General features: G+C 41.6%; 21 protein-coding genes and 2 pseudogenes. 11 read left to right on the top strand and 12 right to left on the bottom strand.

Annotation, left to right across the window (positions count from 1 at the left end):
- Position 1: 1 nt before the first annotated feature.
- A complete protein-coding gene (locus NST70_RS12480; RefSeq protein ID WP_026683951.1) occupies positions 2–838 on the bottom strand; it encodes a formate/nitrite transporter family protein in 837 nt (278 codons plus the stop codon).
- Between the two features lie 667 nt (positions 839–1505).
- Positions 1506–2555, bottom strand: a pseudogene (locus NST70_RS12485) (IS630 family transposase).
- Between the two features lie 146 nt (positions 2556–2701).
- Between NST70_RS12485 and NST70_RS12490 the strand changes: the two are divergent.
- Positions 2702–2953, top strand: a complete 252-nt coding sequence (locus NST70_RS12490; protein ID WP_142010184.1) for a hypothetical protein — start codon at positions 2702–2704, stop codon at positions 2951–2953.
- 365 nt (positions 2954–3318) lie between these two features.
- On the opposite strand, the gene NST70_RS12495 is transcribed toward NST70_RS12490, so the two are convergent.
- The gene (locus NST70_RS12495) at positions 3319–4479 is read right to left on the bottom strand and encodes an iron-containing alcohol dehydrogenase (protein WP_014097420.1); all 1161 of its coding nucleotides are present in this window, start codon (positions 4477–4479) and stop codon (positions 3319–3321) included.
- A gap of 378 nt (positions 4480–4857) precedes the next feature.
- Here NST70_RS12495 and pflB point away from each other — a divergent pair, with 378 nt between their 5' ends.
- A complete protein-coding gene (pflB, locus tag NST70_RS12500) occupies positions 4858–7122 on the top strand; it encodes a formate C-acetyltransferase (protein WP_342475208.1) in 2265 nt (754 codons plus the stop codon).
- A gap of 89 nt (positions 7123–7211) precedes the next feature.
- The gene (pflA, locus tag NST70_RS12505) at positions 7212–7949 is read left to right on the top strand and encodes a pyruvate formate-lyase-activating protein (protein ID WP_014097418.1); all 738 of its coding nucleotides are present in this window, start codon (positions 7212–7214) and stop codon (positions 7947–7949) included.
- 260 nt (positions 7950–8209) lie between these two features.
- Here the strand turns inward: pflA and NST70_RS12510 are convergent, their stop codons facing one another.
- From NST70_RS12510 to NST70_RS12535, 6 genes are all read right to left on the bottom strand, one after another.
- Positions 8210–8767 (bottom strand): NADPH-dependent FMN reductase, encoded by a 558-nt coding sequence (locus tag NST70_RS12510; protein ID WP_014097417.1) that lies wholly within the window; start codon positions 8765–8767, stop codon positions 8210–8212.
- An 18-nt stretch (positions 8768–8785) separates the two neighbouring features.
- On the bottom strand, positions 8786–9319 hold the full coding sequence (locus tag NST70_RS12515; RefSeq protein ID WP_014097416.1) for a DUF6241 domain-containing protein: 534 nt from the start codon (positions 9317–9319) through the stop codon (positions 8786–8788).
- A 118-nt stretch (positions 9320–9437) separates the two neighbouring features.
- Positions 9438–10418, bottom strand: a complete 981-nt coding sequence (locus NST70_RS12520; protein ID WP_014097415.1) for an ABC transporter permease — start codon at positions 10416–10418, stop codon at positions 9438–9440.
- Complete coding sequence (locus tag NST70_RS12525; protein WP_014097414.1) at positions 10415–11326, bottom strand: ABC transporter ATP-binding protein; 912 nt, start codon at positions 11324–11326, stop codon at positions 10415–10417. The genes NST70_RS12520 and NST70_RS12525 overlap by 4 nt, the downstream gene beginning before the upstream one ends.
- On the bottom strand, positions 11323–12126 hold the full coding sequence (locus tag NST70_RS12530) for a GDSL-type esterase/lipase family protein (protein WP_017551795.1): 804 nt from the start codon (positions 12124–12126) through the stop codon (positions 11323–11325). Before NST70_RS12530 ends, NST70_RS12525 begins: the two co-directional genes overlap by 4 nt.
- Before the next feature lie 420 nt (positions 12127–12546).
- Entirely contained in the window at positions 12547–12777 is a 231-nt protein-coding gene (locus NST70_RS12535; RefSeq protein WP_014097412.1) for a hypothetical protein, read from the bottom strand.
- Between the two features lie 235 nt (positions 12778–13012).
- Between NST70_RS12535 and NST70_RS12540 the strand changes: the two genes are divergently transcribed.
- Positions 13013–14248, top strand: a complete 1236-nt coding sequence (locus NST70_RS12540) for an IS256 family transposase (protein ID WP_026684065.1) — start codon at positions 13013–13015, stop codon at positions 14246–14248.
- Between the two features lie 686 nt (positions 14249–14934).
- Entirely contained in the window at positions 14935–15915 is a 981-nt protein-coding gene (locus NST70_RS12545; protein WP_061086853.1) for a hypothetical protein, read from the top strand.
- A 405-nt stretch (positions 15916–16320) separates the two neighbouring features.
- Here the strand turns inward: NST70_RS12545 and NST70_RS12550 are convergent, their stop codons facing one another.
- A complete protein-coding gene (locus NST70_RS12550; protein WP_014097410.1) occupies positions 16321–17358 on the bottom strand; it encodes a hypothetical protein in 1038 nt (345 codons plus the stop codon).
- A gap of 544 nt (positions 17359–17902) precedes the next feature.
- On the opposite strand from NST70_RS12550, the gene NST70_RS12555 reads away from it, so the two are divergent.
- Both NST70_RS12555 and NST70_RS12560 read left to right on the top strand, forming a co-directional pair.
- The gene (locus NST70_RS12555) at positions 17903–18589 is read left to right on the top strand and encodes a response regulator transcription factor (protein ID WP_046721857.1); all 687 of its coding nucleotides are present in this window, start codon (positions 17903–17905) and stop codon (positions 18587–18589) included.
- Entirely contained in the window at positions 18589–19947 is a 1359-nt protein-coding gene (locus tag NST70_RS12560; RefSeq protein WP_061086854.1) for an ATP-binding protein, read from the top strand. The genes NST70_RS12555 and NST70_RS12560 overlap by 1 nt, the downstream gene beginning before the upstream one ends.
- Before the next feature lie 179 nt (positions 19948–20126).
- Here NST70_RS12560 and NST70_RS12565 read toward each other — a convergent pair whose 3' ends face one another.
- A complete protein-coding gene (locus NST70_RS12565) occupies positions 20127–20759 on the bottom strand; it encodes a DUF5666 domain-containing protein (RefSeq protein ID WP_014097407.1) in 633 nt (210 codons plus the stop codon).
- 292 nt (positions 20760–21051) lie between these two features.
- Between NST70_RS12565 and NST70_RS12570 the strand changes: the two genes are divergently transcribed.
- From NST70_RS12570 to NST70_RS12585, 4 genes and pseudogenes are all read left to right on the top strand, one after another.
- On the top strand, positions 21052–21579 hold the full coding sequence (locus NST70_RS12570) for a folate family ECF transporter S component (RefSeq protein ID WP_026684938.1): 528 nt from the start codon (positions 21052–21054) through the stop codon (positions 21577–21579).
- A 145-nt stretch (positions 21580–21724) separates the two neighbouring features.
- A complete protein-coding gene (locus NST70_RS12575; RefSeq protein WP_035185274.1) occupies positions 21725–22447 on the top strand; it encodes a GntR family transcriptional regulator in 723 nt (240 codons plus the stop codon).
- Between the two features lie 132 nt (positions 22448–22579).
- Positions 22580–23230 (top strand): annotated as a pseudogene (locus tag NST70_RS12580) (oligopeptide:H+ symporter); the annotation flags it as partial.
- 160 nt (positions 23231–23390) lie between these two features.
- Positions 23391–24704 carry an IS1380 family transposase gene (locus NST70_RS12585; RefSeq protein WP_168986133.1) on the top strand — a complete coding sequence of 438 codons (1314 nt, stop codon included), beginning with the start codon at positions 23391–23393 and terminating at the stop codon, positions 24702–24704.
- A 565-nt stretch (positions 24705–25269) separates the two neighbouring features.
- Here the strand turns inward: NST70_RS12585 and NST70_RS12590 are convergent.
- Positions 25270–26580 carry a transposase family protein gene (locus tag NST70_RS12590; protein WP_013858128.1) on the bottom strand — a complete coding sequence of 437 codons (1311 nt, stop codon included), beginning with the start codon at positions 26578–26580 and terminating at the stop codon, positions 25270–25272.
- Between the last annotated feature and the right edge of the window lie 248 nt (positions 26581–26828).

Genomic DNA, 26828 nt, shown 5'->3' on the forward strand with positions numbered 1-26828 from the left:
ATTACTTGATTTTTTCAGCCGAAAAAGGGGATACGGTGTGTGTGTCAACAACAGCAACCGGCACTTTTTCTTTTTTCTTTGATGTTAAGAAGGCGTACATGGCACCGACAAAGACGCCGCCGCCAATCATATTGCCGAGCGTTACCACACCAAGGTTGTGCAAAATGCCCACGAGTGTAATGGTATCCGGGTGTGGTGCGGCAAGTGCCAGCGAGAACAGCACCATATTGGCAATGCTGTGTTCGTAGCCTGAAATGACGAAGCCAAACACGAGCAGCATCATCGAAGCGATTTTAGCCCCGTCTCCCTTTACGTTTATCGGAACCCAGAACCCTAAACAAACAAGCCAGTTACAAAGAATCGAACGGAAAAACATTTGGGCCGTCGTCAGGCTAATTTTCCCACCAACAACCGACATTAAAAACTGGCTGTTATCCGAATCCGCATAGAGTCCGCTGTAATGGATAAACAGCGCGAAAATCGCCGCACCGATCAAATTTCCGGCATACGTTGCCACCCAGTTTGTGAGCGCATCTTTCCAAGTTGTCGCTTTTTTTACCGTGCTCATTGTCATCATCATCGTATTGCCGGTAAAAAGCTCGCCGCCGCCAAACATAATAAGCACAAGCGCTGCGCCAAAAAATATTGAAGCCATAAAGGAAGTAACCGGAGACTTCGCATCAAAAAACGGCTCAGCAAGACGGTAACATATTATAATGGCAAAACCGATGAACATACTTGCCAACGCTGCTTTTGTCACATAACGAAGCAAGGATTCTTCCAGATATTTTTTCTTATTTAATGCCATTTGAACAACAGATTCAACGGCCTCGTACATAAACACCATCTCCAACATGAAAAATGTTTAATTGTGAATCATATCACAAACAACTGCCTTTCTATCATATCCCCTTTTTCCCTGTTTGTGTTTGTATATATTTTGAACGTTTATGAAGCGATTACACGAGAAAAGACTATTGATAGGCCGTCAGAGCTGCCCTATTTTACAAGCCAAAATCCGAGAAAATATTATATGTATATAATATTCATATTTAACAAAAAAGTATTGCTATTAAAGTCCTTTTTCATTAAAATAAGTTACAGAAAGAGAAGATTTGAGGAAGGATATAGAAAAAAATTAATTGAACGGAAAATTGCGGAGGGTACAAATGCTGCAAAGTCATTCTTATCGAATACTACATAATAAACTCAGTTTGGTTTGTCTTCTCCTTATTTTATTCATTCCTTGTGTGGAAATCATACAATTACTTATCAACCAAATCCAGTTTGGTGATAAGTGGGATCCTGCTTTTGCATTTTTCCTGACAGGCTCAAGCAGAGCGCATGGAGCACAAATCGTCTTAATTTGGTTTTTGCCAATTTATTTCTTGATTGCTTTTTCGGACGATGCCATATTGGATTATAAATTGGGATACAGAAATGTAGTCGTTAATAAAATCGGAATCAAAAAATACTGTTCAGAAAAGATACTATATAAGATGAACTTAAGTTTTTGACAGCTCTAATCTAACAAGCAGCCGGTCAATGACTTCTTGGCTCTTTTGGCTGGCTTGTTTCATAAATTCCGCCACGTGGGAGCGAATTTGGTAAAATTTGCTGAAAAAGACGTTGTTTACGACATCTTGCTTTAGCCACTTCCATAATCCTTCCACTGGGTTCTACTCAGGGCTGTATTTAGGAAGAAAAACAAATTCCATTCGTGGATTTTCTTTCAGGAAATCCTTGATAAATTGTGATTGATGCACTTTGCTGTTGTCCAAAACCATTACAATTTTACCTTGCGGGTATTTACTTAAAATGAGTTCTACAAAACGTCTAAAGGCCAAGGAATTACTTTTTTCTTCTTCATAGTGCGTAATTTCGCCGGTTTCATAGTTTATGGCAGCGAACAGCTTTGCACCCTTATGCTGGCCGTATGTTTTGATTTTTCGCTGCTGTCCTTTTGGGAACCAGTTATACTGCAGAGCCTGATAAGCACGGATGAATGCCTCATCTTCGAATAACAGGTGATCGATGATCCCATTCTCCAGTTGCTGTTTTAGCTTTAGGAAAGTGACTTCTTTGAATGCTTTTTGCTCTTCAGGATCTGCTTTTGCCAAAGTATATGTGGCCTTTGTATAGCTAAACCCAAGCCGGTGTAACATTTTAGAAACGCCCCTTGGGGTATACGACTGTTGAAATTCACGCTGGATCCAATCGGCGATTAACGGGAGCGTCCAAGTGTATTTTGCTTCGAACCCAACTTCTGCAGGGGTTTTGTTTATAATGGTTTCGGCCAACTGCTTTTGTTGATCTTCCGTTAATTTCTCAGGTTTACCTGTTGGTTTTTTCATTTGAAGGCTGGAGATTCCTCCTTCTTCATAAGCATGACAGTAATTCATGACCGTTTGCCGGGTACGTCCTATAATCTTAGCAATTTCTGGATAAGTCCGGCCTTCTAAATGTAACAGCACAGAGAGATAACGCTCATAAAGATGTTTATCCCTTGTGTTTTGCATAGCGTTTCGCAATTGTTCAAGTTCTTGATTCAACATTTTTTCTCCGCCCTTTTTAGGATAGTTACAATCTATATACCCAAAAAAGGACCGAGGAAGTGAGCAAAAATGATTAATTCGTTTTATATAGATTAAAAAAAGATAAGAATGGAGATTACTTCATTCAACATTCCGGTTATTACAGAGTGGGAAAACAACTGCAAGAAGGAAAATATAGATTGTCTTTTGTTGACCATGAAAAAACGCATAACCGAAAACCATTTGTACAAATCACCTCATCAGATAGTACTATCCGTCAATCTTATTCATTTGAAAAGAAAAACCAAAGACAAATTAAATTGAACCTTAAAAATCAGGAAATATTAGAAATCCATAAAGGTTTCTCAAATGAATACCAAAATTACGTTATTTTGCTACAACCGCTGAGCAAATCATAAATTCCAAAACGGGCGATGAACGTACGATTTGTGTGCTTGTCGCTTTGTCTAATTTTACGTAACCCCTCCTAGGTAAACCATCAGGGAGCCATTTGCTTTGAATCTCTCGTATGGTTCTTCTAAAGGGGATTTTTTTCGTCCCTCTCCAATCCAACAGGCTCATCTTCCACTTGCCCAGAACCTGGTATGCATTGCGGGCGGTGGTTGCAATCCGGAAAATTTGCGCCAGCTGTTTTTTCCGTCGCGACATGGACGCCTGTCTTTTGAAAAAAGGTATAGACAAAAAATACCTGCAGGCCGGACACTTGGAAAAAGTGCCCAGCCTGCAGGTGCCAGTTTACTCAAATTCCCCTCCGTCTTCTTCCTTACATCGCTGCTTTTATAATCGCTTCCACTTCTTTTTGTGTTGGTTTGCGCGGGTTTGTGGCTGCGCACGCATCCTGCATTGCATGCTGGGCGAGGATTTCGATATCTTCTTCTTTAGCCCCGAGTTCTTTAAAGCCTTTCGGAATGTTCAGCTGTGCTGCCAGCCTTTCAATTGCTGTAATGGCTTTTTCCGCCGCTTCGTCGACGCTCAGGCTATCCGTCTTCTCACCCAGTGCAACGGCAATTTCTGCAAATCTTTCTTTCCGCGCAATCAGATTGAAACGGCACACATGCGGGAGCAAAATCGCATTGCAAACGCCGTGCGGCAAGTTATAGAAACCGCCGAACTGGTGCGCAATCGCGTGGACATAGCCCAAAGATGCATTATTAAACGCCATGCCTGCCAAATACTGCGCATATACCATTTGTTCACGCGCTTCCATATCATTGCCGTTTGCAACAGCCTTTGGCAAATATTGCGGAATAATTTGAATCGCTTTAATGGCGCATGCATCCGTTACCGGTGTGGCCGCAGTTGAAACATATGCTTCCACTGCATGGGTCAAAGCGTCAAGCCCCGTTGCCGCAGTTAAAGACGGCGGCATCCCGACCATTAATAATGGATCATTAATGGACAAAACCGGTGTCACATGTTTATCTACAATCGCCATTTTCACTTTCCGACTCGTATCGGTAATAATCGTAAATTTTGTCATTTCGCTGGCAGTCCCGGCTGTTGTATTAATTGCAACGAGCGGCACCATTGGTTTTTCAGAACGGTCCAGCCCTTCATAATCATGGATTTTGCCCCCATTGGCCGCAACGAGCCCGATCCCTTTTGCACAGTCATGCGCGCTCCCGCCGCCAAGTGAAACGATTGAATCGCAATTTTCTTCATGATAGGTTTTTAACCCGTCTTCCACATTTTTGTCTGTCGGATTTGGTTCAGCCTTCGGATAGATCGCCACTTCCAGGCCGGCTTCTTTTATATAGGCTGCAATTTTTTCGGAATACCCCAGTTGGTGGAGCCCTTCATCGGTTACAATCAGCGGTCTGCGACACCCAAGATTTTTCAGCCTGTTTCCAATTTCTTCTGCCGTCCCCTGTCCAAACAAGTTTACGGAAGGCATTTGAAAATCAGTACGTAATCCTGTTAACATCTTTCCCCACTCCTTTTATGTAACTGCTTACATGAAAAATATAACGCAAACGCTTTCATCTGGCTGTGCCAATTTTGTGAAATATTGAGCATGTTACCAAATCACAAACTCTCCCCAAGAAAAATAATCATGTGAAAAACTGATCAATTTGTGTTATAACACGCTTTCATCGCATTTTTCTATTATATATCTACGGCCAAATGTTTTGAACATTCTTTGACAACTGCTTTTTTTGGCCCCAAAATGTGAACGCTATCACTATCTTTTTAAAATCGACCATGCTAAAATGAAAGCGTAATAAGAAATGTTCACTATTTAACAAACAAACATCCAATTCTGAAGGCAGCTCATTAATAGGCTTAAAGGAGGCCATTTAAAATGACTGAACAATTACTGACAAAAGCAACGCTCTCCAAAAAACAATGGGAAGGCTTCAAAGGAGGAAACTGGCAAAAAGAAATCGATGTAAGGGACTTTATTCTGAAAAATGTAACCCCTTACGAAGGCGATGAAAGCTTTCTTGCCGGCCCGACTGAAGCCACTTTAAAATTATGGGATCATGTCATGGAACTGTCGAAACAGGAACGCGAAAAAGGCGGCGTCCTGGATATGGATACGAAAATTGTATCTACCATTACATCGCATGGCCCGGGCTATTTAAACAAAGAACTTGAAAAAATTGTCGGTTTCCAAACCGATAAACCGTTCAAACGTTCGATGATGCCGTTTGGCGGAATCCGGATGGCAGAAAGTGCCTTAAAATCTTACGGCTATGAAATTGATCCGGAAATCAAACATATTTTTACAGAATGGCGGAAAACCCATAACCAAGGTGTATTCGATGCCTACACACCGGAAATCAAAGCTGCACGGCATGCCGGCATTGTAACAGGCCTTCCGGATGCTTACGGCCGCGGCCGCATTATCGGCGACTACCGGCGCGTTGCCCTTTACGGTGTAGATTATTTAATTGAGCAAAAGAAAAAAGATCTCGATTTAATCGGCTGCGGCTTGATGACAGAAGAAGTCATCCGTGAACGTGAAGAACATTCGGAACAAATTCGTGCATTGCAAGAATTGAAACAAATGGCACAAAGCTACGGATTCGATATTTCCGAACCGGCTTCAAACGCACACGAAGCTTTCCAATGGCTGTATTTCGCGTATCTGGCTGCCATTAAAGAACAAAATGGCGCGGCCATGAGTCTTGGGCGCACATCCACTTTCCTTGACATTTATATTGAAAGAGATTTGAAAAACGGTGTCCTGACTGAACGGGAAGCACAAGAACTCGTCGACCACTTTGTCATGAAACTCCGCCTCGTCAAATTTGCAAGGACGGAAGATTACAATGAACTGTTCAGCGGCGACCCGACATGGGTAACAGAATCGATCGGCGGCATGGCTTTGGACGGCCGTACACTCGTTACGAAAAACTCGTTCCGCTTCCTGAACACGCTTGATAATCTCGGCCCTGCGCCGGAACCGAACCTGACCGTGCTCTGGTCGACGAAACTGCCGGATAAATGGAAACAATATTGCGCGAAAATGTCGATCAAGACAAGCGCCATCCAATATGAAAACGATGACTTAATGCGTGAAGAATACGGCGATGATTATGGCATTGCCTGCTGTGTATCGGCGATGCGGATCGGCAAACAAATGCAATTCTTCGGCGCCCGTGCCAACCTGGCAAAAGCTTTGCTGTATGCGATTAACGGCGGCGTTGATGAACGGTATAAAATGCAAGTCGCACCTCCGTTCCAGCCGATCACATCGGAATATCTCGATTACGATGAAGTCATGGAAAAATACGATCGGATGCTAGACTGGCTTGCAGGCGTTTATATCAATGCTTTGAACATCATTCATTATATGCATGACAAATACAGCTATGAACGGCTTGAAATGGCATTGCATGATCGCAATGTACTGCGCACGATGGCTTGCGGCGTTGCCGGCCTGTCTGTTGCAGCCGACTCTCTAAGCGCCATCAAATACGCGAAAGTAAAAGTCATCCGTGACGAAGACGGCCTTGCCGTTGACTATGAAGTCGAAGGCGATTACCCGAAATACGGTAACAACGATGACCGCGTCGACCAAATTGCCGTCAATCTCGTCAAATCGTTTATGCAAAAACTGCAAAAATATCCGACTTACCGGAACGCTGTCCATACTTCTTCGATCTTGACGATTACATCGAACGTTGTATACGGCAAGAAAACAGGAAGCACTCCGGACGGCCGGAAAGCAGGCGAACCTTTCGCACCTGGTGCAAACCCGATGCACGGCCGCGATTCCCACGGCGCAGTCGCATCGTTGACATCTGTTGCGAAACTGCCTTATAAATATTCGCTTGACGGCATTTCCAACACTTTCTCGATTGTCCCGGAAGCGCTCGGACACGAAGAAGAAACACAGGTCTCCAACCTGGACGGCATGCTGGACGGCTATATGGCGAAAAAAGCGCACCACTTAAACGTCAACGTCCTGCATCGCGAAACATTGCTGGATGCGATGGATCATCCGGAAAAATATCCGCAATTGACGATCCGTGTATCGGGATATGCGGTAAACTTCATCAAATTGACAAGGGAACAACAACTTGAAGTCATTAACCGCACGTTCCATGAAATGATGTAAACTGATTCGGGCGGCATGCACCTGCGTGCCCCCTCCCCCCTATTAAACACTTAACTTATGGGGAATCTATATAGAAGGATTTGATTGAGATGAACATGACAACGCGCATTCATTCCACTGAATCGTTTGGCACAGTCGACGGGCCTGGCATCCGCTATGTCGTATTTACGCAAGGCTGCCCGCTGCGCTGCAAATTTTGCCACAACCCGGATACATGGAAAATCAATGAAGGCAATGAAATGAGCGTCGAAGAGATTATGAGCGATGTGCGCGATTACCTGCCTTTTATTAAAGCTTCCGGCGGTGGCATTACAGTGAGCGGCGGCGAACCACTTTTGCACCTCGATTTTCTAATCGAATTGTTTAAAGCGTGCAAAGAAATTGGCGTCCATACTGCCATTGACACAGCGGGCGGATGTTTCTCGCGCAGTCTCCGGTTTATGGAAAAACTGGATGAATTGATGAAATATACAAATCTTGTGTTATTGGACATCAAGCATATTGACCCGGAAAAGCATAAATGGCTGACGGGCATGTCAAATGAGCATATTCTCGATTTCGCCCGGTATCTCGCTGACAAGCATATTCCGGTCTGGATCCGCCATGTGCTCGTTCCCAGCGTCGATTCAGAAGAAGATTTGCAAAAAACATCTGATTTTATCCATTCGCTGCCAAACGTTGAAAAAATTGAAATCCTTCCGTACCATAAGTTAGGCGTCTACAAATATGAGGCGCTCGGCATCGACTATCCCCTCAAAGGTGTCGAACCGCCGACAAAAGAACAAGTTGCACATGCGGAACAGATTTTAAAAAGGGAATTGCAGTAAAGAAAAAGCGCCGGCTGTCCGCCGGCACTTTTTTATTCCGCCTAAAAGAACGATACAATGTTAAGAAAGTGGAAAAACTTAGAGCTCCTCTCCCCTGAAAAATTGCCCCGGGGTTTTTTATCCTTTTGCTGGTAACGCGTCATACGGCAAGATAAACGGCAAAATGGTCGCCTTCCTTCGCCTAGAGCACGTCTACCTAAGCTTCGCTGATGATCCACTATCGCCCATGCGCAACGGCCACGGCACTAGGCAAAAGTGCATCATCCCAAATTTCCAGGATTGCCTCCGGAGAAAGCTTTTCTCAATTGCAACAGTTCATGCGCAAGCTTTCGGATGCGTGCCTGGATATCGGCATTGATGATTTCATTGTCCTCATTAAAATCATCATTGTGGATAAAAACATTGCGGACTGCACAGGTGGCCTTTAAAAAGGTTAACACCGGTTTCAGCTGGTATTCAGCAACAAGAAAATGTTTGTCCGAGCCGCCGTTCATCACAATGCCGCATACTTTGGACTGAAAAGCATCGCGGTGCAAATGGTCGAGCAGATTTTTCAAAGCGCCTGTAATGGACGCCTGGTAAATTGGCGAGCCAAAAACAAGGATATCCGCTTCAAGCATTTTATTAACGACCGCAATCGTATCATCATTGTAATAAGAAAGTGGAAACCCTCTTGCAAACTCCACTTCATAATCTTTTAAATCGAGCAGTTCAGTTTCCGCTTCCGGATCTTCCGCTTTAATTGCCATAAGCACCTCATATACACCAATGGAGGTCTTCTCACCGGTAAGCGAGCCGGATATACCTAAAATTTTCACCGTTTCCACTTCCTGATGTCATTTGAAATTTTCCTTAATATATGCCGCTTCTTCAGAAGGCGTCAACCGCCGCTCCGCTTTTCCGATGTTGCCTTTCTGGTAAGCCCAAATCTCATTATGGGCCTTCACCGCATTGCTGAAATCGCCTTTTTTCCACGGTTTTAATATACTGAGCAGCATATCCTGCAGTTCTGTATCCGCAAAAGTTTGATTGCTAATTGCCGAATACAGGGCGTCCACCTTTTCTTTTGTGATTTCGGAAGCTCCCCATTTTTCATTTGCCGCCACTTTTTGATGCGTCATATTATGTACTTCCTGCACCAATGCTTCTTCGCTCATGCTTTTGTATGCCGAAAGTTTGCGCTCAGGCGTCTTCTGGCGGAAGCTTTCCTGTATAACCGCTTTTGCAGCCGTCTCTTCCTCTGCAGCCGGTTTTTTCGAAGGTGCTGCCTCCGTTGCAATCGCTTCTCCTTTGTTAAAGTAAAAATAAGTGACACCTGCAATAAACATAAACACAGCAATCCCCATCCCAACGACAAACCGTTGAAACACAGCATCTCCCCCTTTGCTTATCATACGAAATTCGTGCTGCCCCGTAAAAAATCCTGCTTTATCATTGTATTAATGCAGCGAAAAAATTTTACCGGAAATTGGCGGAATTCCGTTTTTCTTAATAAACATCCCGTTTTGTAAACACAACAAAAGAAACCACGAGCGAGAGAAAAAGCCACACAAGCAGCACAGCAACCGAAAATCCGAGCGTCATGCCTGCAACAGGCGGGCTTGTACCATTGAGATAATTTGTCAGCTGCAAATTCACCATAAACAAATATTTTGCGCTTGGCCAAGCCGATACCATGTTGGTCAAAATCGCGCCGGCAATCAATGAGGATAACATAATTCCCATTACGGCGGCCGTGCTGCGCAACAGGACAGAAAGCATAAACGTGAGGCTGCCTGAAACGACGCAGACAAACCAGGCAAGGCCGAACGCCATGAGCAAATATTTCCATTGCGGGACAGCATGCACATGTGCAGTAAGGAGCTCGTCCCCTTTTATCGTAAAACCGGTAAGCATTGGCATGTTCCAGCCGCGGTAGCCGAATACTATTCCGGAAATGGCATAGGTAAAAACGGCTGTGCACAGCAAAATAAACGAAACGGACAGCAGCATGGCAATGTACTTGCTAAGCAGGATGCGCCATCTTTTCACAGGGCGCGTCAGCAATAATTTGATTGTCCCGCTGCCCGCCTCAGCAGACACGATATCGCTTGCCGCCACCATGACGAACAGCGGCAAAAGCATGCCGATCGCATTTTCAATAAATACCCGCATAAACGTCGGGGCACCCGGCGCGTTCGGATTGATGTTGTGGTTGAGATAATATTGTTCCTGACTCAATGTGATACGCAAATATTTTTTAAAATCATCAGAAAGGCTTGCCGATCCGAGCCGGTTTTGCGTATCGACAATTTGTTTCTGGAGCTTAACCCGCCAGTCGGTTGTCCCGATTTTTTCCTGCAGCGCTTTCGATTCTTTGTACTGCGCGTAGGTAAAAATGGGAACAAGGCAGGCGATAATCAAGATAATGACAAGAATCCGCTTTTTCTTCCAAAGCTTCAACTGTTCATTGTATATAAGTTGGATCATTTTTTCCTGCCCCCTGTCAGTTCCAAAAACAAATCTTCAAGCGCCGGCAGCACGGCCTTCATTTCTTTCACCCTGACCCCGTTTTGAACGAGCATCTCGTTCCATAAAGCATTTTTTTCTTCATCATAAGGGGTCACAAGGAGGCCGTCTTCCCCTTCTGCCACCTGTGTCTCCGCCTGAAGCAAGGTGCGTGCTTTCTCTATTGGCGCAACTTTCCAAAAGGTACGCGCTTTTTCGGAAAGCAGCTCGTGTACATTCCCGGTCCGAATCACCTGGCCGTTATGGATAATGGCCACTTTGTCGCACATCAGCTGCACTTCGCTTAACAAATGCGAAGAAACGAGGACGCTTAAATGCGCTTTTTCGGCAAGCGACCGGATAAATTCGCGCATTTCCCGGATGCCTGCCGGGTCAAGCCCGTTTGTCGGTTCATCAAGAATCAAAAGCTTCGGGTTTCCAAGGAGCGCCTGGGCAATGCCAAGCCTTTGCCGCATGCCGAGAGAGTATGTTTTTACTTTATCATGGATCCGGCCAGTTAAGCCAACGAGCGCCGCCACTTCATCCAGCCTGTTTCTCGGAATGGACGGATCCATCCGTGCAAAATAGGCAAGATTTTCATAGCCGGTCAAAAACGGGTACATCTCCGGATTTTCGACAATGCAACCGAGATTTTTCATGGCTTCCGTAAACTCGGTCCGTACGTTTTTTCCGCCGATCAAAATTTTTCCCGAAGTCGGGCGGATCAGACCTGTCAGCATCCGAATCGTTGTTGTCTTCCCTGCCCCGTTCGGCCCGAGAAATCCGAATACCTCTCCCGGCATCACTTCAAAACTGATGCCTTTGATGATTTCTTTCCTGCCAATTTTTTTATGGACATCGATAACCTTAAGTGCGGGAATCGTCGTCATTTCGCTTTCTCCTCCCGATAATGGATCAGGGAAGCAACACGCTCTCCGATCAGTTGATAACCGGCCGTATTCGGATGGAATTTGTCACTGTATAAATAGTCGTTTACATTTTGTTCAAAAAGGTCAAACGTCGGCACATAGATGACTTTTGGAAAGTCAGACGCGACAGAAGCAGAATCAAAGTTCCATTTTCTGACGATCGCAGAGGTCGTTTTCGCCTCGGACAAATCGATAAAAGGATTATACAGCCCGACATGATAGACGATTGCCGTTTTGTTCACCGCCCGAATTCCTGCATAGATCTGTTTTAAATTGGCCAAATAAGGCTTTTCCAGCTTTTCGATATAGGCGGTATTCAAATGGTCAAGCGCCTCTCCGCCCGCAAACAAATCATTGCCGCCGATGGTCAGCAAAATGATATCCGCGCTCTTGAGTTCGCGTTTGATCTGCGGTTGTTTGAGCTGTTCAAGCAGCCCGCTTGATGTAAGCCCTTTGATGCCATTGTTTTGGAGTAGAACAGCCTTCTTCGTTTTTTTCTTTAAACGATCCGCAGCATCACCCGCATATCCCTTTCCTGCTGTATCTCCCGTTCCCCTTGTGAGTGAGTCGCCGATTGCTGTAATCGTGATTTGTTTCGTACCACCCGCTTTTGACGTGTTATTGCCGGTTCTGGCAGTTTCCGTCTTTACGCCTGTTGCTTTCGTCTGCTGGTCTTCAAACACCATCCACAGGCCGGCCAGAAACAACAAGGCTGACACGGCAGAAACAATAGAGATGGCGGAAATTAAATGCTTTTTCATTTCGCTATTCCTTTCTTTCCTGTTTATAACTTAAAGGATAGCAAAGGAAGCCGACTTTTTAAAATCGCGTGCTCCAAATAAATGCACAAGGTCCATTCTAAAAAAAGCGTTGTCCGGTTTCCAGGTAACACGCTGCAGAAATGTTTGATTGCTGCGGGCTCTCTCCCAAAATACAGCGCTGATGGGTTTTACGGAGACGAAACAGTGCAAGTTGCCAAGTACTGTAAAGGAAAGCGGATATAGAATTATGAACCGGCGACAGCGGGATTGGCTGGTGTTGCCCAACAGTGTTTAAAAAGGGATCAAAAAGCGTGGAAAAAGTTTTCAAAAAACCATAATAAGATTAAAGAATTTTGTAAGAATAATGAATATCCAACAAAATAAAAAAACTGCTGGTATATCGTGGATTCTGGGAGTTTTTTACAAGTAAATCGCAAATAAAGCCGCCAAAACAGCCATAACAAAGTAATCATTACTATCCATTTTCGTACCGTTTTTAACAAAAACACTTAAAGCCCAATGCAATATTGTTCCATCAGCCGTCTTAGAAACGAATTTTTTGCCGATATTGTAATACAGCACTTTGAATAAGGCAAATGCAATTGAAAGAAACAAATAAAGCAAGATAAACTTACCAAAAAACAAAAGCATTGCCGTCAAGTTAAGTCCGTATAATTGTGTAAAAAGGGTTATCTGAATATGAGGGAATATGGAGTATAGGGGCTGTTTTTCTGGAGGGGGCTGGCCAGCCCCCTCCAGAAAAACAGCGGGATTTCATTTCTCTTGCCGTCTCTATCATTTTTTTATAGAAAATGAGCCAGAGCCCATCATCTCAGTTAGAATAGAGTTAACCAAAAAACTAAATTTCTAAAGGAGAGATTCAGGGATGGCTCAATTACAGATTACTCTAGATGAACAACTTTTGCATCAATTATTTCTTGGCGATTCAAAAGAATCGGGTATAAATGCCCTTTTGGAGGCGATTTTGAATCAAGTTCTGGAGGCACAGGCCAGCGAACAGCTGAAAGCCGAAAAATATGAACGTAATGAAGCTAGAATTGATTACCGAAACGGCTCCTACCCCCGCCAACTAAAAACCCGCGTGGGAAAGCTCTCTTTGTACGTTCCCAGGCTGCGCAACGGTCATTTTTCAACTGATCTCTTTCAGCGTTATCAGCGTAGTGAACAAGCACTGGTCCTGTCTTTGATGGAAATGGTGATTAATGGTGTTTCTACGCGCCGTGTCAGTCAAATCACCGAAGAGCTCTGTGGTTCAGACTTCTCGAAGTCGACCGTGTCGAATCTTTGTGGGCAGCTGGATCCCGTGGTTACGGGCTGGAATAACCGTCCCCTAGAGGGCAGCTATCCGTTTCTGTTTGTGGATGCAATTTATACAAAGGTGCGTGAAAATGGCCGTGTCCGTTCCCGGGGTGTATTGATTAGCTATGGTGTCAACGAGAAAGGCTATCGATCGATTCTTGGCCTAAAAGTCGATGACAGTGAAAGCACAGAGGCTTGGAAGAATTATTTTGATTGGCTAAAATCTCGTGGACTAAAGGGCGTAGATGTAATCGTTAGCGATGATCATGGCGGTTTAGTCAGCGCTGTTCAAAAAGCGTTTCAGGGAGCAACGTGGCAAAGATGTCAAGCTCATTTTCTGCGTAACGTACACGATCGGCTTCCAAAACATTTAGAGAGCGAAGGAACTGAACAAGTGAAAGCCATTCTCCACGCTCCAGACATTGAAACAGCACACACACTACTTCAGTCCTTTCTGAATACTTATCAGGATAAAGCGCCTAAAGTGACTGAAATGGTAGAGGAAGCCTTTGACGATGTCACTGCAGCACTCTCACTTCCGGAGCCGTATCGTCGTCGCCTGAGAACGACAAACGGCATGGAACGACTCAATGAAGAATTTCGCCGTCGGGAACAGGTTATCCGTATTTTTCCTAACCGGGATTCCGTAATCCGGCTAATGGGTTCTGTTCTCATGGAAAAGGATGAAAAATGGGCAGAAGGACGCCGCTATTTGAAGATGGAAGACTATTTTGAATGGAAAGCCAAACAACCGAAATCGTCTGACCAATCCAACAAAGCGACAGACATTTATTCGGGTTAATTACTCTATCCCGACTGAGAGGAATTTACACACAAAAAAAGACTTGACCTTGCCGTCACTCCTATATTTAGTATTCTTCAATCAATAACTTAATTTTACCAAAAACGTCTATAAGAGAAAAAGGGACATTTGTAATGGCTTTCAATAATTTTTGCGCAAATTTTACACAAAGGTAAACAAAAATCTTGATAAATTGTTGGTTTAGAAGATACATTCGACACCCGACCACCGGTACGCGCTCTTTTCGCGTCAAAATCAATTATGATCAGGGACATTGCTTTTGGCGACACATGAAAAAGTAATGTTTAGTCCAACTTATATAAAAAGATGATGTTTTCTTTGACAAAAAAGCTTATCAAATTAGTGATGAAATTTTCATTCAATGTAGATAATATACATAGGATCTAGTATAATATAGATAGTCCGTTAATTAGTAGACAGCTTAAAGGAATAAGTAGGTAAATTGGAATATCATGTATAAAATTGGAACTCAAAAAAGAATTTTATGTACCTTAAACAACTGGCAGGAGGAGAAATCGTCCCTGAAGATCAAGACAGCAATAATAGAACAAAGTCCCTTAAAAATAACTGAAAATTCTCCAACATCAACCCAACACTGTAATTATTTTATAGAAAGAATATGGAATGAAAAGCGATTTTCAAATTTATGCAAAGGAGGTAGACCGGTGCTAAATACGCATAATGACATAAAGCAAACATATTATGCAGAAATCAAAGAAAAGAAGATTAGTTCTTATGGAGCTTATGCAAAAAAGGGAAAGGGAGTCAAACACGAGATAGGAAAAATTTATTTTGCCAGTGACTTATTAAGAGGGAAAGAAAAAAAGTTATATAAAAAATCAGGAAAGGTAAAGGTGTACAATATGTTTACAAGTTTAATGACCTACGAAGATTTAAAATCGCATCCGAAAGAACGACAAACGGAAATTTTAACGAAATGGAGGGAGACCTATTCAGAGAATGAAATAATAGAAGCATTAGGTATTGAAGAAGAGGTGTACTATCAATTGTTGACTGATTTAGGACTTGAAATGAAGAAGAAACGGACAATTCCGCACTCAAAACCGGACGCTGATCCAAACCAAGTGATTCCATTTAATGATTTAAAAAAGCTTCCAAAAAAAGATCAATGGCTGCTTATATCCGAATATACAGAAAAATGGAACGCCCAATCAATTGCAAAAATTTGGGGGAAACGAGATTCTTCCGTTCATAATTATAAACACAATCTGAAAAAATTAGCCCTCAAAAACGGGTGGATAGATGAATATAAGAAAGATAAAGCACAGGAGAATATAAAAGATTTTACGCCGGCTGCTGTGGAATCCGGACAAGAACCAGCTGGAAATGCAGGGGATGAACGTGTTGACCAACTGATGAGTGAGTTTAAGGAAATGAAAATGTTGATTAATAACTTATTATCTTCAAATAACCAAGTTGCCGTTGAAGAAACAGAAAAGATAGCTGAACGTGACGCAACAGAAAATGAAGAAAATAATGAAAAACCGGAGTCCTTTACGATGAATTATGAAAATGAAACAGAAGGATTTATTATCTTTCAAGACTTAAAACGGTTCATCGCAGTTTTGGAAAAAAATCCGGATCGATTTAAAGTTGAAGTGAAGTTAACTCGAATTGAAGAATAATTTTTCCTGAAGAATTTGGGCTAATTAGAAAATCAAACGAATAGCCGGGATGTAGAATACTGGCGCTACAAAAATTACCATTGAATATAAAAATGGATAAAAAAATGCTATGTTAAGTGATTTTTACTGCAAACGTCAGTTCCTTTTTTATCTATTAAATTTTTTTAAAACAACTAGGTAGCACCCAAGAAGCTCATTTTTTAAAAGCCACACGCTAAAGTCAATTTTGCATGTGGCTATTTCTTTATTTAGTGTGAAATCTTTCAAAGAGAACTCTTTGGGTGCTAATATTGTTAAGTGCTTTGCAATCTTAAGAAATTTTCAGTGGCAATTAATGAGTGCTCCTCTAAAATCACTATTTCTTTGATTATATAGAAAGGCAGCCCATCCCTTGTCTCAATTCATTTAGTTATTCACACATTTTTTAATTTTTTTCACTTCATCTATACTGAGTTTTACCATTTTTGCAACTTTTTCAACTGAAAATCCTTCCCTTAATAACTCGGCTGCCAAATTCCTTTTTTCTTCCATTTTCCCTTTTTCAATCCCTATTTCAATTCCTTCTTCCTTCCCCTTTTCAATCCCTTTTTCAATCCCTTTTTCTATCCCTATTTCAATTCCTTCTTCTTTCACAGTTTTCAGATACTCTGCAAATGTAGGAGCTTCTTTAAGCTCTTCAGAATACAGCATATGGTTTGCCTCCTTTTCAATGTGAATAAATAACTCTTTCGTTAATTGTTTTGTTAACTCACCAGGAAGATACAGAAGATAGTCAATAAAGTAACAAAGCGCTTCCGCATAATTAGAACTAAGATTTTGGTTGGATAAGATGAATTCTTTTAACAATTTTTTCTTAACTTCATATCGTTTCTGATAGTTCTTTTCCGTTAGATGAAGGTAAATACCCGCCAATACTGCAATGGCAAAAGGGTTCGTAGACTTTTTCAAAGAAGGAATGTCCGCTTCATTAAACTTATAAGTGTTAAAGCGATACGTAAGTTCAGTGCCGTAAAAGGAGTATTGGAACGGCTCTGAGTTATTTGATTTAGACAAATCGGTCAAAATCGCAATGGAATAAATGTTTTCTTGGAAGCGATCAAACAAGCGATAAAAATAAGTAAACATTCGTTTGGAAAAGTCCGGATCTTGTTTTTCTTGAATTTCAATGTGAATGAATACATATTTTTCTTCGCCGTTTTTCAAGGAAACCTTTACAATTTTGTCTGCAATTCTTTTCCCTTTTTTATGCTTGATGATGACTTTGTGCAGTTCCTGTTCGAGAAAAACAATTCCTTTTCCAAAATCAATGGTCTCATACAAATCAGGTGCAAAGAATAAAATAAATTCCTCAAACAGTTCACTTATAATTTTCTTCCAAAGCCCGTCGTAATCAGTTCCGGGTAAATAGTTTACCTTTTTCTCCAGAATAAGTACTTCTCCCATTATTTTACCCCATCCTTTGCTAAAATTGAATTATTAATCATATTATACACGATAAGAACGTTTGTTTCCACAAAATTTTTCGACCACTATATTGTGCTCCACCAGGTTTTATCCATAGGCCGAATGAAGAACACCGGAAGCGATTAAACGCACACTACCCAAAGTGGTATGGCAATTTAGGCAGTGGAAGCTTTTTTCAAGGAACGGAGCTGAACAACTTCGAAAGGGCCAACATTGCCAGCAGCTCCACCCACCAATCCGGCATGGTCGGAAAGAAAATTTCCAAAACGATCTGGATATCCCGGTGGAAGTGGAATACGCGACGACTTCCGCGACTTCCAACAACCCTCTCTGTTATATCAAATCATTCATTCATTCATTTTTTGACTTTGAGGCGATGGGCCGGAAGAGTTTAAAAACCGTTTCAACGCACTTTGATTTTTCAAACAAAAGTACTGACTGCATTCCTTTCAAAACAGAAAATTGTTAAAATAATGATGGGAATGCACTTTCAGAAGGAGCTGGTCCAGAATTGTCAAAAATCATGATTGTGGAAGACGATGTGAAAATTGCACGGGTGCTGGAGCTCGAATTGCAGCATGAGCACTATGATACCGTTTGGGTAGAGAACGGATCACAAGCACTCAACCTGCTAGAAAGCGAAGATTGGGATTTGGTACTGCTGGATGTGATGATCCCCGGCTTGAGCGGTCTCGAGGTTTTGCGGCGCTACCGTATGAGAAACAGCCGGACACCGGTCATTTTGCTGACAGCCCGCAATTCTGTCCTCGATAAGGTGAACGGGCTAGACCATGGTGCAAATGACTATATTACAAAGCCTTTCAATATTGAGGAATTGCTCGCGCGGATCCGTGCCGCGCTGAGAACGGGTGCACTCCATACCGGCAAATCCGAAAACAGCAAGAAACACGAATATGCCCTTGCCGATTTACTTGTCAACACGGCAACAAGGCAGGTGACAAGAGGCGGCAAACCGATTGAATTGACAAAACGGGAATTTGATCTTTTATGTTATTTGTTAAAGAATAAACGCATTGTATTAAACCGAGAACAGTTGTTAAATGAAGTATGGGGATTTGAATATGCGGGAGATACGAATGTTGTAGATGTTTATATTGGCTATTTGCGCAAAAAAATTGACCACGGGCACGAAACAGCGCTGATCCACACAGTGAGGGGCGTTGGTTATACAATGAAGGAGACGGGTTAATGTCGATTAAGAAAAAACTTTCGGCATTGCTTATTCTCTGGTCTTTTATTGTGCTTTTTGCCGGCAATACCATTGTATTTTTGGCGTTTCTTTATTTTTCAAAAGACCGGTTGGAAACAAGCCTGGAGAACAGTGCTGAACAATTAGCTGAAAGTGTGGGCAGCGGGGATGCGCTTTTTTCCGATCCGGAACCGATATTGCAAACGCATGTACCGGATGAAGGGATGATCCGTTTATTTAATGCACAGCACCAAAAGATTTATGTAAAAGCGGATGAAGAGGACCTGTTGTCCATCAAACCGGTGTTTCCGAAAGATGACCAAACCCGTACTGTTAAAGGTGAGGATTTCACTGCTATTGTGGCCTCCTATCCGATCATGGAAAACGGAAAATACCTTGGAATGTTGGAACTCTCCGTGGTCCCCGAAGACATATTTGAAGACAGCCGACTGCTGCTTACGATCTTACTGGCCTCCTCTGCTGTTTTAATTGTGCTGGCCGCATTTGTAGGTGTAAAAACTTCCGGTCTGTTCTTAAAACCGGTCTCAACGATGATGAAGACGATGGCGGATATTGAAGAAAACGGCCGCTTTGAAAAGATCCCGCTTGCCCTGAATCATCACGATGAACTGTACCAAATGGCGCTTACCTTTAATGCCATGATTGACCGGCTTGAGGCCATGTTTAAAAAGCAGGAGCAATTTATCTATGACGCCTCCCATGAACTGAAAACACCGCTTACGGTTATTGAAAGCTATGCTGCCATGTTACGGCGCTGGGGAAAAGATGATCCCGAAATCCTGGCTGAAGGGATTGCCGCCATTTCGGATGAAAGCCGGAGACTCAATTCTATCGCCGAGCAGCTGCTTGCGCTTGCCCGTAGTGAAGATGTTTCGTATGAGTTGCAACCGGTTGATGCCGCCAATCTTTGCAGGCAAACTGCAAAGCGGCTCAGCCAATCATCCAACCGCAGCATTTCTGTGAAAGCTGAAACACCCGGGCTGTATGCATGGACCAATGAAGAAAAGTTTGTCCAGGTGCTGGTCATCCTTTTGGACAATGCACTGAAATACAGCCGCTTTCCCGTACAGATTGAAGTGGGAAGCGATAATGATTTTGTGACGGTCACCGTAATAGATCACGGCACCGGCATTCCAAAAGAAGACTTGCCGCATCTCTTTGAGCGGTTTTACCGGGTCGACAAAGCGCGAACACGGGGAACCGGCGGGACCGGACTGGGCCTTTCGATCGCCCATTCAATTATGACCCAGCATGGCGGGGGGATTAAAATTGAAAGCGAAGAAGGAAAAGGGACGCGGGTGTGCCTGCAGTTTAAAAAAGTGGTTGATGCCTCATGATCCATCCAGACGGCTCCGGTTTCTTGCGGAGGCGGCCGGGATTCCTGCTGTTTGCTCTTGCCTGTTCCGCTTTGATTCATCCCCTGCATTCATTTTTCAAAAAAGCAAACCGGTATAATTTGCAAAAAAACTGCCTGGGTTTTGGCAGTTTTTTACTCGTGTATTCCTAATTTTCACGGTCAGTCATCATAGCCATCAAGAAATTCGTCATCAAGTTCTGCAGATAAAATTTTATCATGTTCATCAAGATCCAATTCGACTGGTACACCCTTTAGACTGCCACGGTAGCCGTCCCGGTCAAGACGGTAGAAGTGCCCCTTTGTAAAGCTTTTTGTTGTGCCATTCGCCTCAACCTTCATTGATTCTTTTTCGTCTGATACGATAACAGCTTTCACATCCATTGTCCGTTCTGTTTCGATTTTTACCGCTTCTTCTCCTGACGCCTTCAATTCAACAAGCACGCCTTTTTTTAACGGCAAGGAAAAATCTTCGACTACTGTTTGATTCGTCAACTTGAATGTTTCGCTTCCGCCGAACGGAAATGAAACGGTAATGCTTTGTTTATCCAGCGCAGTGACTTTGCCTTCTGTTTCGCGAATGACTGGATTAGCTGTTTTGCTCTGCCCGCCTTCTTTATTAACTGTGTAAGAAGCAACAGGTTCCTCTTTTTTTGCTTCTGGCGCAGAAATGGTTTCGGCTGGGTCTGAATAAACGACTGGCCGTTCTTCTTTCATATTCATTCCGACTGCAATGCCGGCTCCCCCTGCAACGGAGAGGACTATTACCCCGATTAAAACTTTTATCCACTTCATTACGGTTCAATCCCCTTTCACTTGTTTGTTACTATATATTAGTCAGAAAATTTAATAAGACCTTAAGCAAAATTTAAGAATTGGATAAGAATTTCAGCTTTTAACAAACAATCAGGAGGCAATAACGAAGCAGATCTATCCCCTGTTTCATCAAGCATTCGGCCGCTTTATCCCCCTTTTTTTTTCACATTGACAACATCTTCCCTGCGGAGGATAATAAAACTATAAAACTATTGTGAATTTGATGTTAACGTCTGTACATGGGGTAGGTTTACATAATGGGGGTTAAACAATGAATGTTAAAAAAATCGTGTTTGCCGGTCTTTTTATTGCATTAGAAGTGATTTTCACCCGTTTCTTGTCCATACAAACACCAATCATACGAATTGGATTTACTTTTATTCCTACAGCTTTGTCTGCTGTCTTATTGGGACCGTTATTTGCAGGAATAACAGCTGGATTGGCAGATATCATAGGAATGGTGCTATTTTCGGGAGGAGCTGCTTATTTTCCTGGTTTCACCCTCTCTGCGTTTCTGTCAGGTGCCATTTACGGCTTGTTTTTATATCGAAAATCCGTGCGATTTTGGAGAGTATGCATGGCGGTATTGATCATTACAGTTGTTGTTAATCTTGGATTAGATACACTATGGCTATGGATGCTAACCGGAAAAGGGATATTAGGCTTATTGCCAGCAAGATTCATTAAATCCGTCATTATGTTCCCCATACAGGTAATACTGATCCAAGTCGTGTGGAAATCTCTTGCGGTTAGCTTAAGGCTTGAACCCTCCCACCACTTCCCCAACGGTTTTAGGTAGGGCATTTCTTTTTGAATCCAGCACTTTATGGGGAGACTCGTGTTTATGGGGAAGTTTACGCGGTGCCTGATCCTAAATAAATATTGACAATTGTGATTTTTGTTATTATACTAACTTATAAAGTTATAACTTTTGGAGGAGCAGCATGCAAATCGACAAAAATCTACCAACTCCTTTATATCATCAGGTACAAGAAATTCTTGACAAAAAAATATCCATTGGCCAATGGGAAGAAGGATTTCAAATACCTACCGAGAAAGAATTGGCGCGCATCTTTAACGTAAGTGCAATTACTGTGAAAAGAGCGGTTCAGGAATTAGTAAAGAAGGGCAAACTGTATCGTGTTAGAGGAAAAGGTACTTTTGTATCGAAGAAAACAGAAGAAAAAAGCATTTTGGATGTCGTGACATTCGGTAGCGAAGAAGTGAAGATGAGCCCACATAAATTGCTATATTCTTCAATTGTTCAAGCTGATGATGTCATTTCAGAAAAGTTAAAGTTGAAAAAAGAGGATCAAGTTATTCAGATGATTCGCCTTAAATATGAGAATGATGAACCTGCTGCGATAGAACACACTTTTTTAGTTCATGATTTGTGCAGAAACTTTTTACCTGAAATGACAGAAAAAGAACTTATATACAACGTGGTTCAGCAAAACGGGGTTAGTCTAGACAAGGTGAAGATCAACTTTTCGTCTATCAGTTCGGATTCCTACGAGGCTAATCTTCTAAAAATAAAAAAGGGCACACCCCTTTTTGTTATAGAACGGGTGACATTTACCGAAAAAAACGTCCCTGTAGAATATTCCAAGTTCGTCATACGTCATGATAAAGTCGATTATTATATTGAAGTTAGTCTCAACATGTAAGTGAATTTGGATAAAAAATGTTAGTGATATTTTTACAATCAAAAGTTATAAAAATATAAAGTTATAACTTTATATTTTTACCTAATAATGTCAGAAATTAAAAATTTAAACCAAAATTAAGGAGAATAAAGAATGCGCGATTCCGAAAATGCTGTAAAGAACCAAAAAGTCCAGCCATCCTACTTGCCGCCGCAGAAAGGTTTTTTTGGCCACCCTAAGGGTTTGTCGACGTTATTTTTTACAGAAGTGTGGGAACGTTTTTCTTATTATGGCATGCGTGCTATTCTTCTTTTTTATATGTATGACCAAATCGTACATGGAGGCTTGGGGTTGTCTCAAGGTACGGCTGCCGCCATCATGTCCGTATACGGGGCTTTAGTCTTTATGTCGGGTATTATTGGAGGATGGCTGGCCGACCGCTTGCTCGGCACATTCCATTCTATACTGTTAGGCGGAGTATTCATTATGTTAGGCCACATCGCTTTAGCTGTACCGGCCGGAGTAGTGGCTTTGTTTATCTCAATGGTTCTCATCATTGTCGGAACGGGGCTTCTCAAACCAAATGCCTCAAATGCAGTCGGACATTTATATACCCAAGATGATATCCGCCGGGACGCCGGTTTCAGCATATATTATATGGGCATTAATATTGGGGCTTTTATTGCACCTTATATTGTTGGAACATTAGGACAAAAGGTGAATTATCATCTCGGTTTCGGAATGGCAGCAATAGGAATGGCATTGGGCTTGATTATTTTTTTCTTAACAGCTAAGAAAAATTTATATGAACCTGAATTATTCATAGAAATACCAAAATAATCTACAAACGTTAATCTACCATGGAATTAACCTAAGTTGTTCATGCATCAAATAAATGCAAAAAGAATCCATTTCTGATAAGGTTAAAGCAACTACGAAATAACCATCAGAAAGGATTCTTATAATGGCTACTTTACCGCAAATAACGCTAGATTTCAATCGTCAAATTAAATTGTCAAATGATGGAGGTTCTCTTTCCTCTGATACAGGGGAACTCATCTTTAGAGAGTTCGATGAGAAAATAGGTTTTTCAAAAACAATCGCTCGATTTCTTCATTTAAAAGACGAACGACATTACTTTATCCATTCGAATGAAGATTTACTCCGCCAAAAGATTTATCAAATCATAGCCGGGTATTTCGAAGATGACGCAGCCGATCAATTGACAAATGACCCGGTTTTTACAAAAGTCGTGGGGAAAGATGCATTAGCTTCCCAGCCTAGTTTATCTCGCTTTTTTTCACGATTTGATGCTGAATCGATCGCTCAATTAAATCAAGCCAATCAGGAACTTTTAGACAAAGTACATCAATTCAGAGAGCCAAAGGCTCTTATCATAGACTTGGATTCAACACACGCTGACACGTACGGAAAGCAAGAATCCGCAGCTTACAATTCACATTATGGTACAGTCGGTTTCCATCCATTAGTTGCTTTCGACGGTATAATGGGTGATTTCCTTAAAGCCCGGCTGAGACCGGGAAATGTGTATACTTCGAATGGGGTTGTGGACTTTGTGAAACCTCTTATTGAACATTATAACGAGAAATTTCCCGAAACCCTCCCATTCTTACGGGGAGACAGTGGTTTTGCTGTCCCAGCTTTGTATGAACTATGTGAAGAACAATCGGTCTATTACGTGATTCGTTTAAAGTCAAATGCCAATTTGCAACGTCTCGCCGATGAGCTGCATCCTGCCTCTACACCGACTGATACAACGAAATTAGAATGTTATTACGAGGAAAGCGAGTATCAAGCAAAGTCATGGTCCAAGCCGAGAAAAGTGATCATTCAGTCTGTCCGTCCTGCTGGAGAATTATTTTTCACGCATTCATTTTTTGTAACGAACATTGCTGCATTCTCCCCGCAGGATATTGTTAAAGCGTACAAAAAACGTGGAACAATGGAAAACTATATCAAAGAAGCCAAGAATGGCTTCGGCCTCGATAAAATGAGCAGTCATGCTTTCCAAATGAATGAAGCGAAGATGATGTTGAGCCTGTTAGCTTATAATCTAACGAATTGGCTGCGAACCCTTTGCTTTCCAGAGGGGCAACAGACGATGCAAATTGAAACGATTCGGACAAGAATCATAAAAGTGGCCAGTAAATTAGTAAAATCAGGACGATCCTTTTACTTTAAATTGTCCTCTAGTTTTGTGTACCAGGAATTCTTTTGGGCGGTACTTCGGAAAATTCAATACCTACAACTTGAATAAGCCAGCAATACTGTTATTAACTTCAAAAAAATTTAATTGGCAGACCAAGGGATTAGTCTGCCCAAAAACGGTAATTTATTGGAACTGAAAGGCCAGACTTTATCAAATTGAAAAAAACAGCTTTAAATCTTTGGCAACGAAGAAACAAATGAAGGTTTTCTGCTTCAATTTACAACATCGCCCGCAGGTATGAATAATTCAGGATGAAATATCCTTCAGGCCTATGAATCCTGTAAAAAGTGGGGAAGTTAAGACTCTTTCTTTAAAATTCGTCAGCGGTGCGATTGTGATAGCTCTTTTACTAGTAGTCTTGCAACAGATGGGTATTTTGACCATACGCTTCTTTGTCAACTGCATTACGATTGTAGCCAGCTCTGAAGAGTAAATTCATCAATTTTTAGATGTTTTATGATAAAATGACTTATCCACATTTAGAAAATTTTTCCATCTATTTTTTCTGCTTTCAAAGTCAAAAAGAGCCGAATTTGCAAATTTCTTTTTTAAAATTGTGGATAACTTCAAAAAAACCTTTTTTTACATCACATCCTTTGCTATAATATAACCATTAAGTAAACCTTACTTGTATTGGCTTACTTAAATGGGTGAAATCCTCGTCTGTTAAAATGCGTGTCCGAAACGATTCCAACAGATTTGAGGATTTTTCTTTTGCCGTTTTTTTGAGTGCTTTTAAGATTGACGAACCTTTTTCAAACAGCTGTCTAATAATATCTGTTATTTGAACTAATAAATAATGATTTTTCATGGCTGTGTAGTTTTGGCTATTGGCATGTTCTATATTGTAACGATTATTTTTTTGTTCGTTAAATCCTTGATTTTCAATCTTCCAGCGGCTTCTTCCTGCAGCGATGAGTCGTTCCACGTTCTTTTTCGTGATTTTAATATCCGTTATAAATACATACTCTTTCGATTTCCCATCCTCTGTTTTCATTGTGGCCTCCATCAGATTGACCGTTCTGTCTTTGTAGGCAATATCATTCACCCAAACTAATGAATTCTGATCCTTACTTTGTTCCAGCTCTTTTATTGCCTTAAACTCCGTCGAGATACTTTTAATTCTCCCTTCCTTAAATCTGCATATATATTTCCATTTGTGCGCCCTGCACAGATTAAATACCGTTTCACATGCATAGAGACTATCTCCCAAGATACAAATCGGTAGTCTTTTAAATATTTTTTTTATTTTCTTTGCCAGCCTGTCGAAGGCTTTTAATTCACAATCTTGCTTAGAAACATTTTCTGATTCATTTTCGATAAATTCGGAGGCAATACTGAAGACCATATCCCCCACGACAAGCTTGGCTTCAAGTACATGGTGCATATAAAGTACGTTCGTTTCTCCTGTTTCTTTATTTGTATATGCCCGTCTCAGGCAGTGTTTACAATGTTTCTCATGAAAGGTGTGTAATCCAGTTCCATCAATGATGACACCCCAGTACTTTCCTTCAATTCGATAAGACTCGAGAGACCTTTTTTTCAATAATTCTTTAATCATATACGTTCTAATTTTTTCTAATTCATTTACATCTAAGCCAGATAAAAAGTCGTTAATTGTATCATAATGTGGAAGTTCTTCAAGAGAATCTAAGCCTAACACCTTCCCTACATTTTTAATACATTCTTCTTTATTAAAACTCTCACTCATGTTTCTCATGGATTTTAGGCCGGTCATATTTTTCAACATCATCGTAAATAAAAGGACCTCTGGACCATAAGTGATATAGCTTTGATGTCGGTGGTCTGCTACCTTTTTTAGGTTATTCATCAGGTCTTTGAAAAAATGCTTCTGAATTTTAAGGAACTCGAAAAAATAATTTGCTTCTTTTTCACGATTTCTTTTTTCTTTTCTAGTAACCAAAATAAAAACCCCCTCAAAACAGCCAAGTTTAATTAGGGCTTGCTGAACGAATCAAATTTTAGCTTGTATTCGACTTGTCACTAAGCCATGCCAAAATATTCGTCCAGCAAGCTCTAATTATTTAAATTATTACATATTTAGCCGCATTTTTGGGGGGGGGGAATAGTTAAATTATCACGAAAAATTTTTACTCCTCAGAGCTGCTTTAGTAAATGCAAACCGAAATTCATCCCTTACCTTCTGCCCTT

The organism is Weizmannia sp. FSL K6-0777 (assembly GCF_038593185.1).
GTDB lineage: Bacteria > Bacillota > Bacilli > Bacillales > Bacillaceae_C > Weizmannia > Weizmannia faecalis.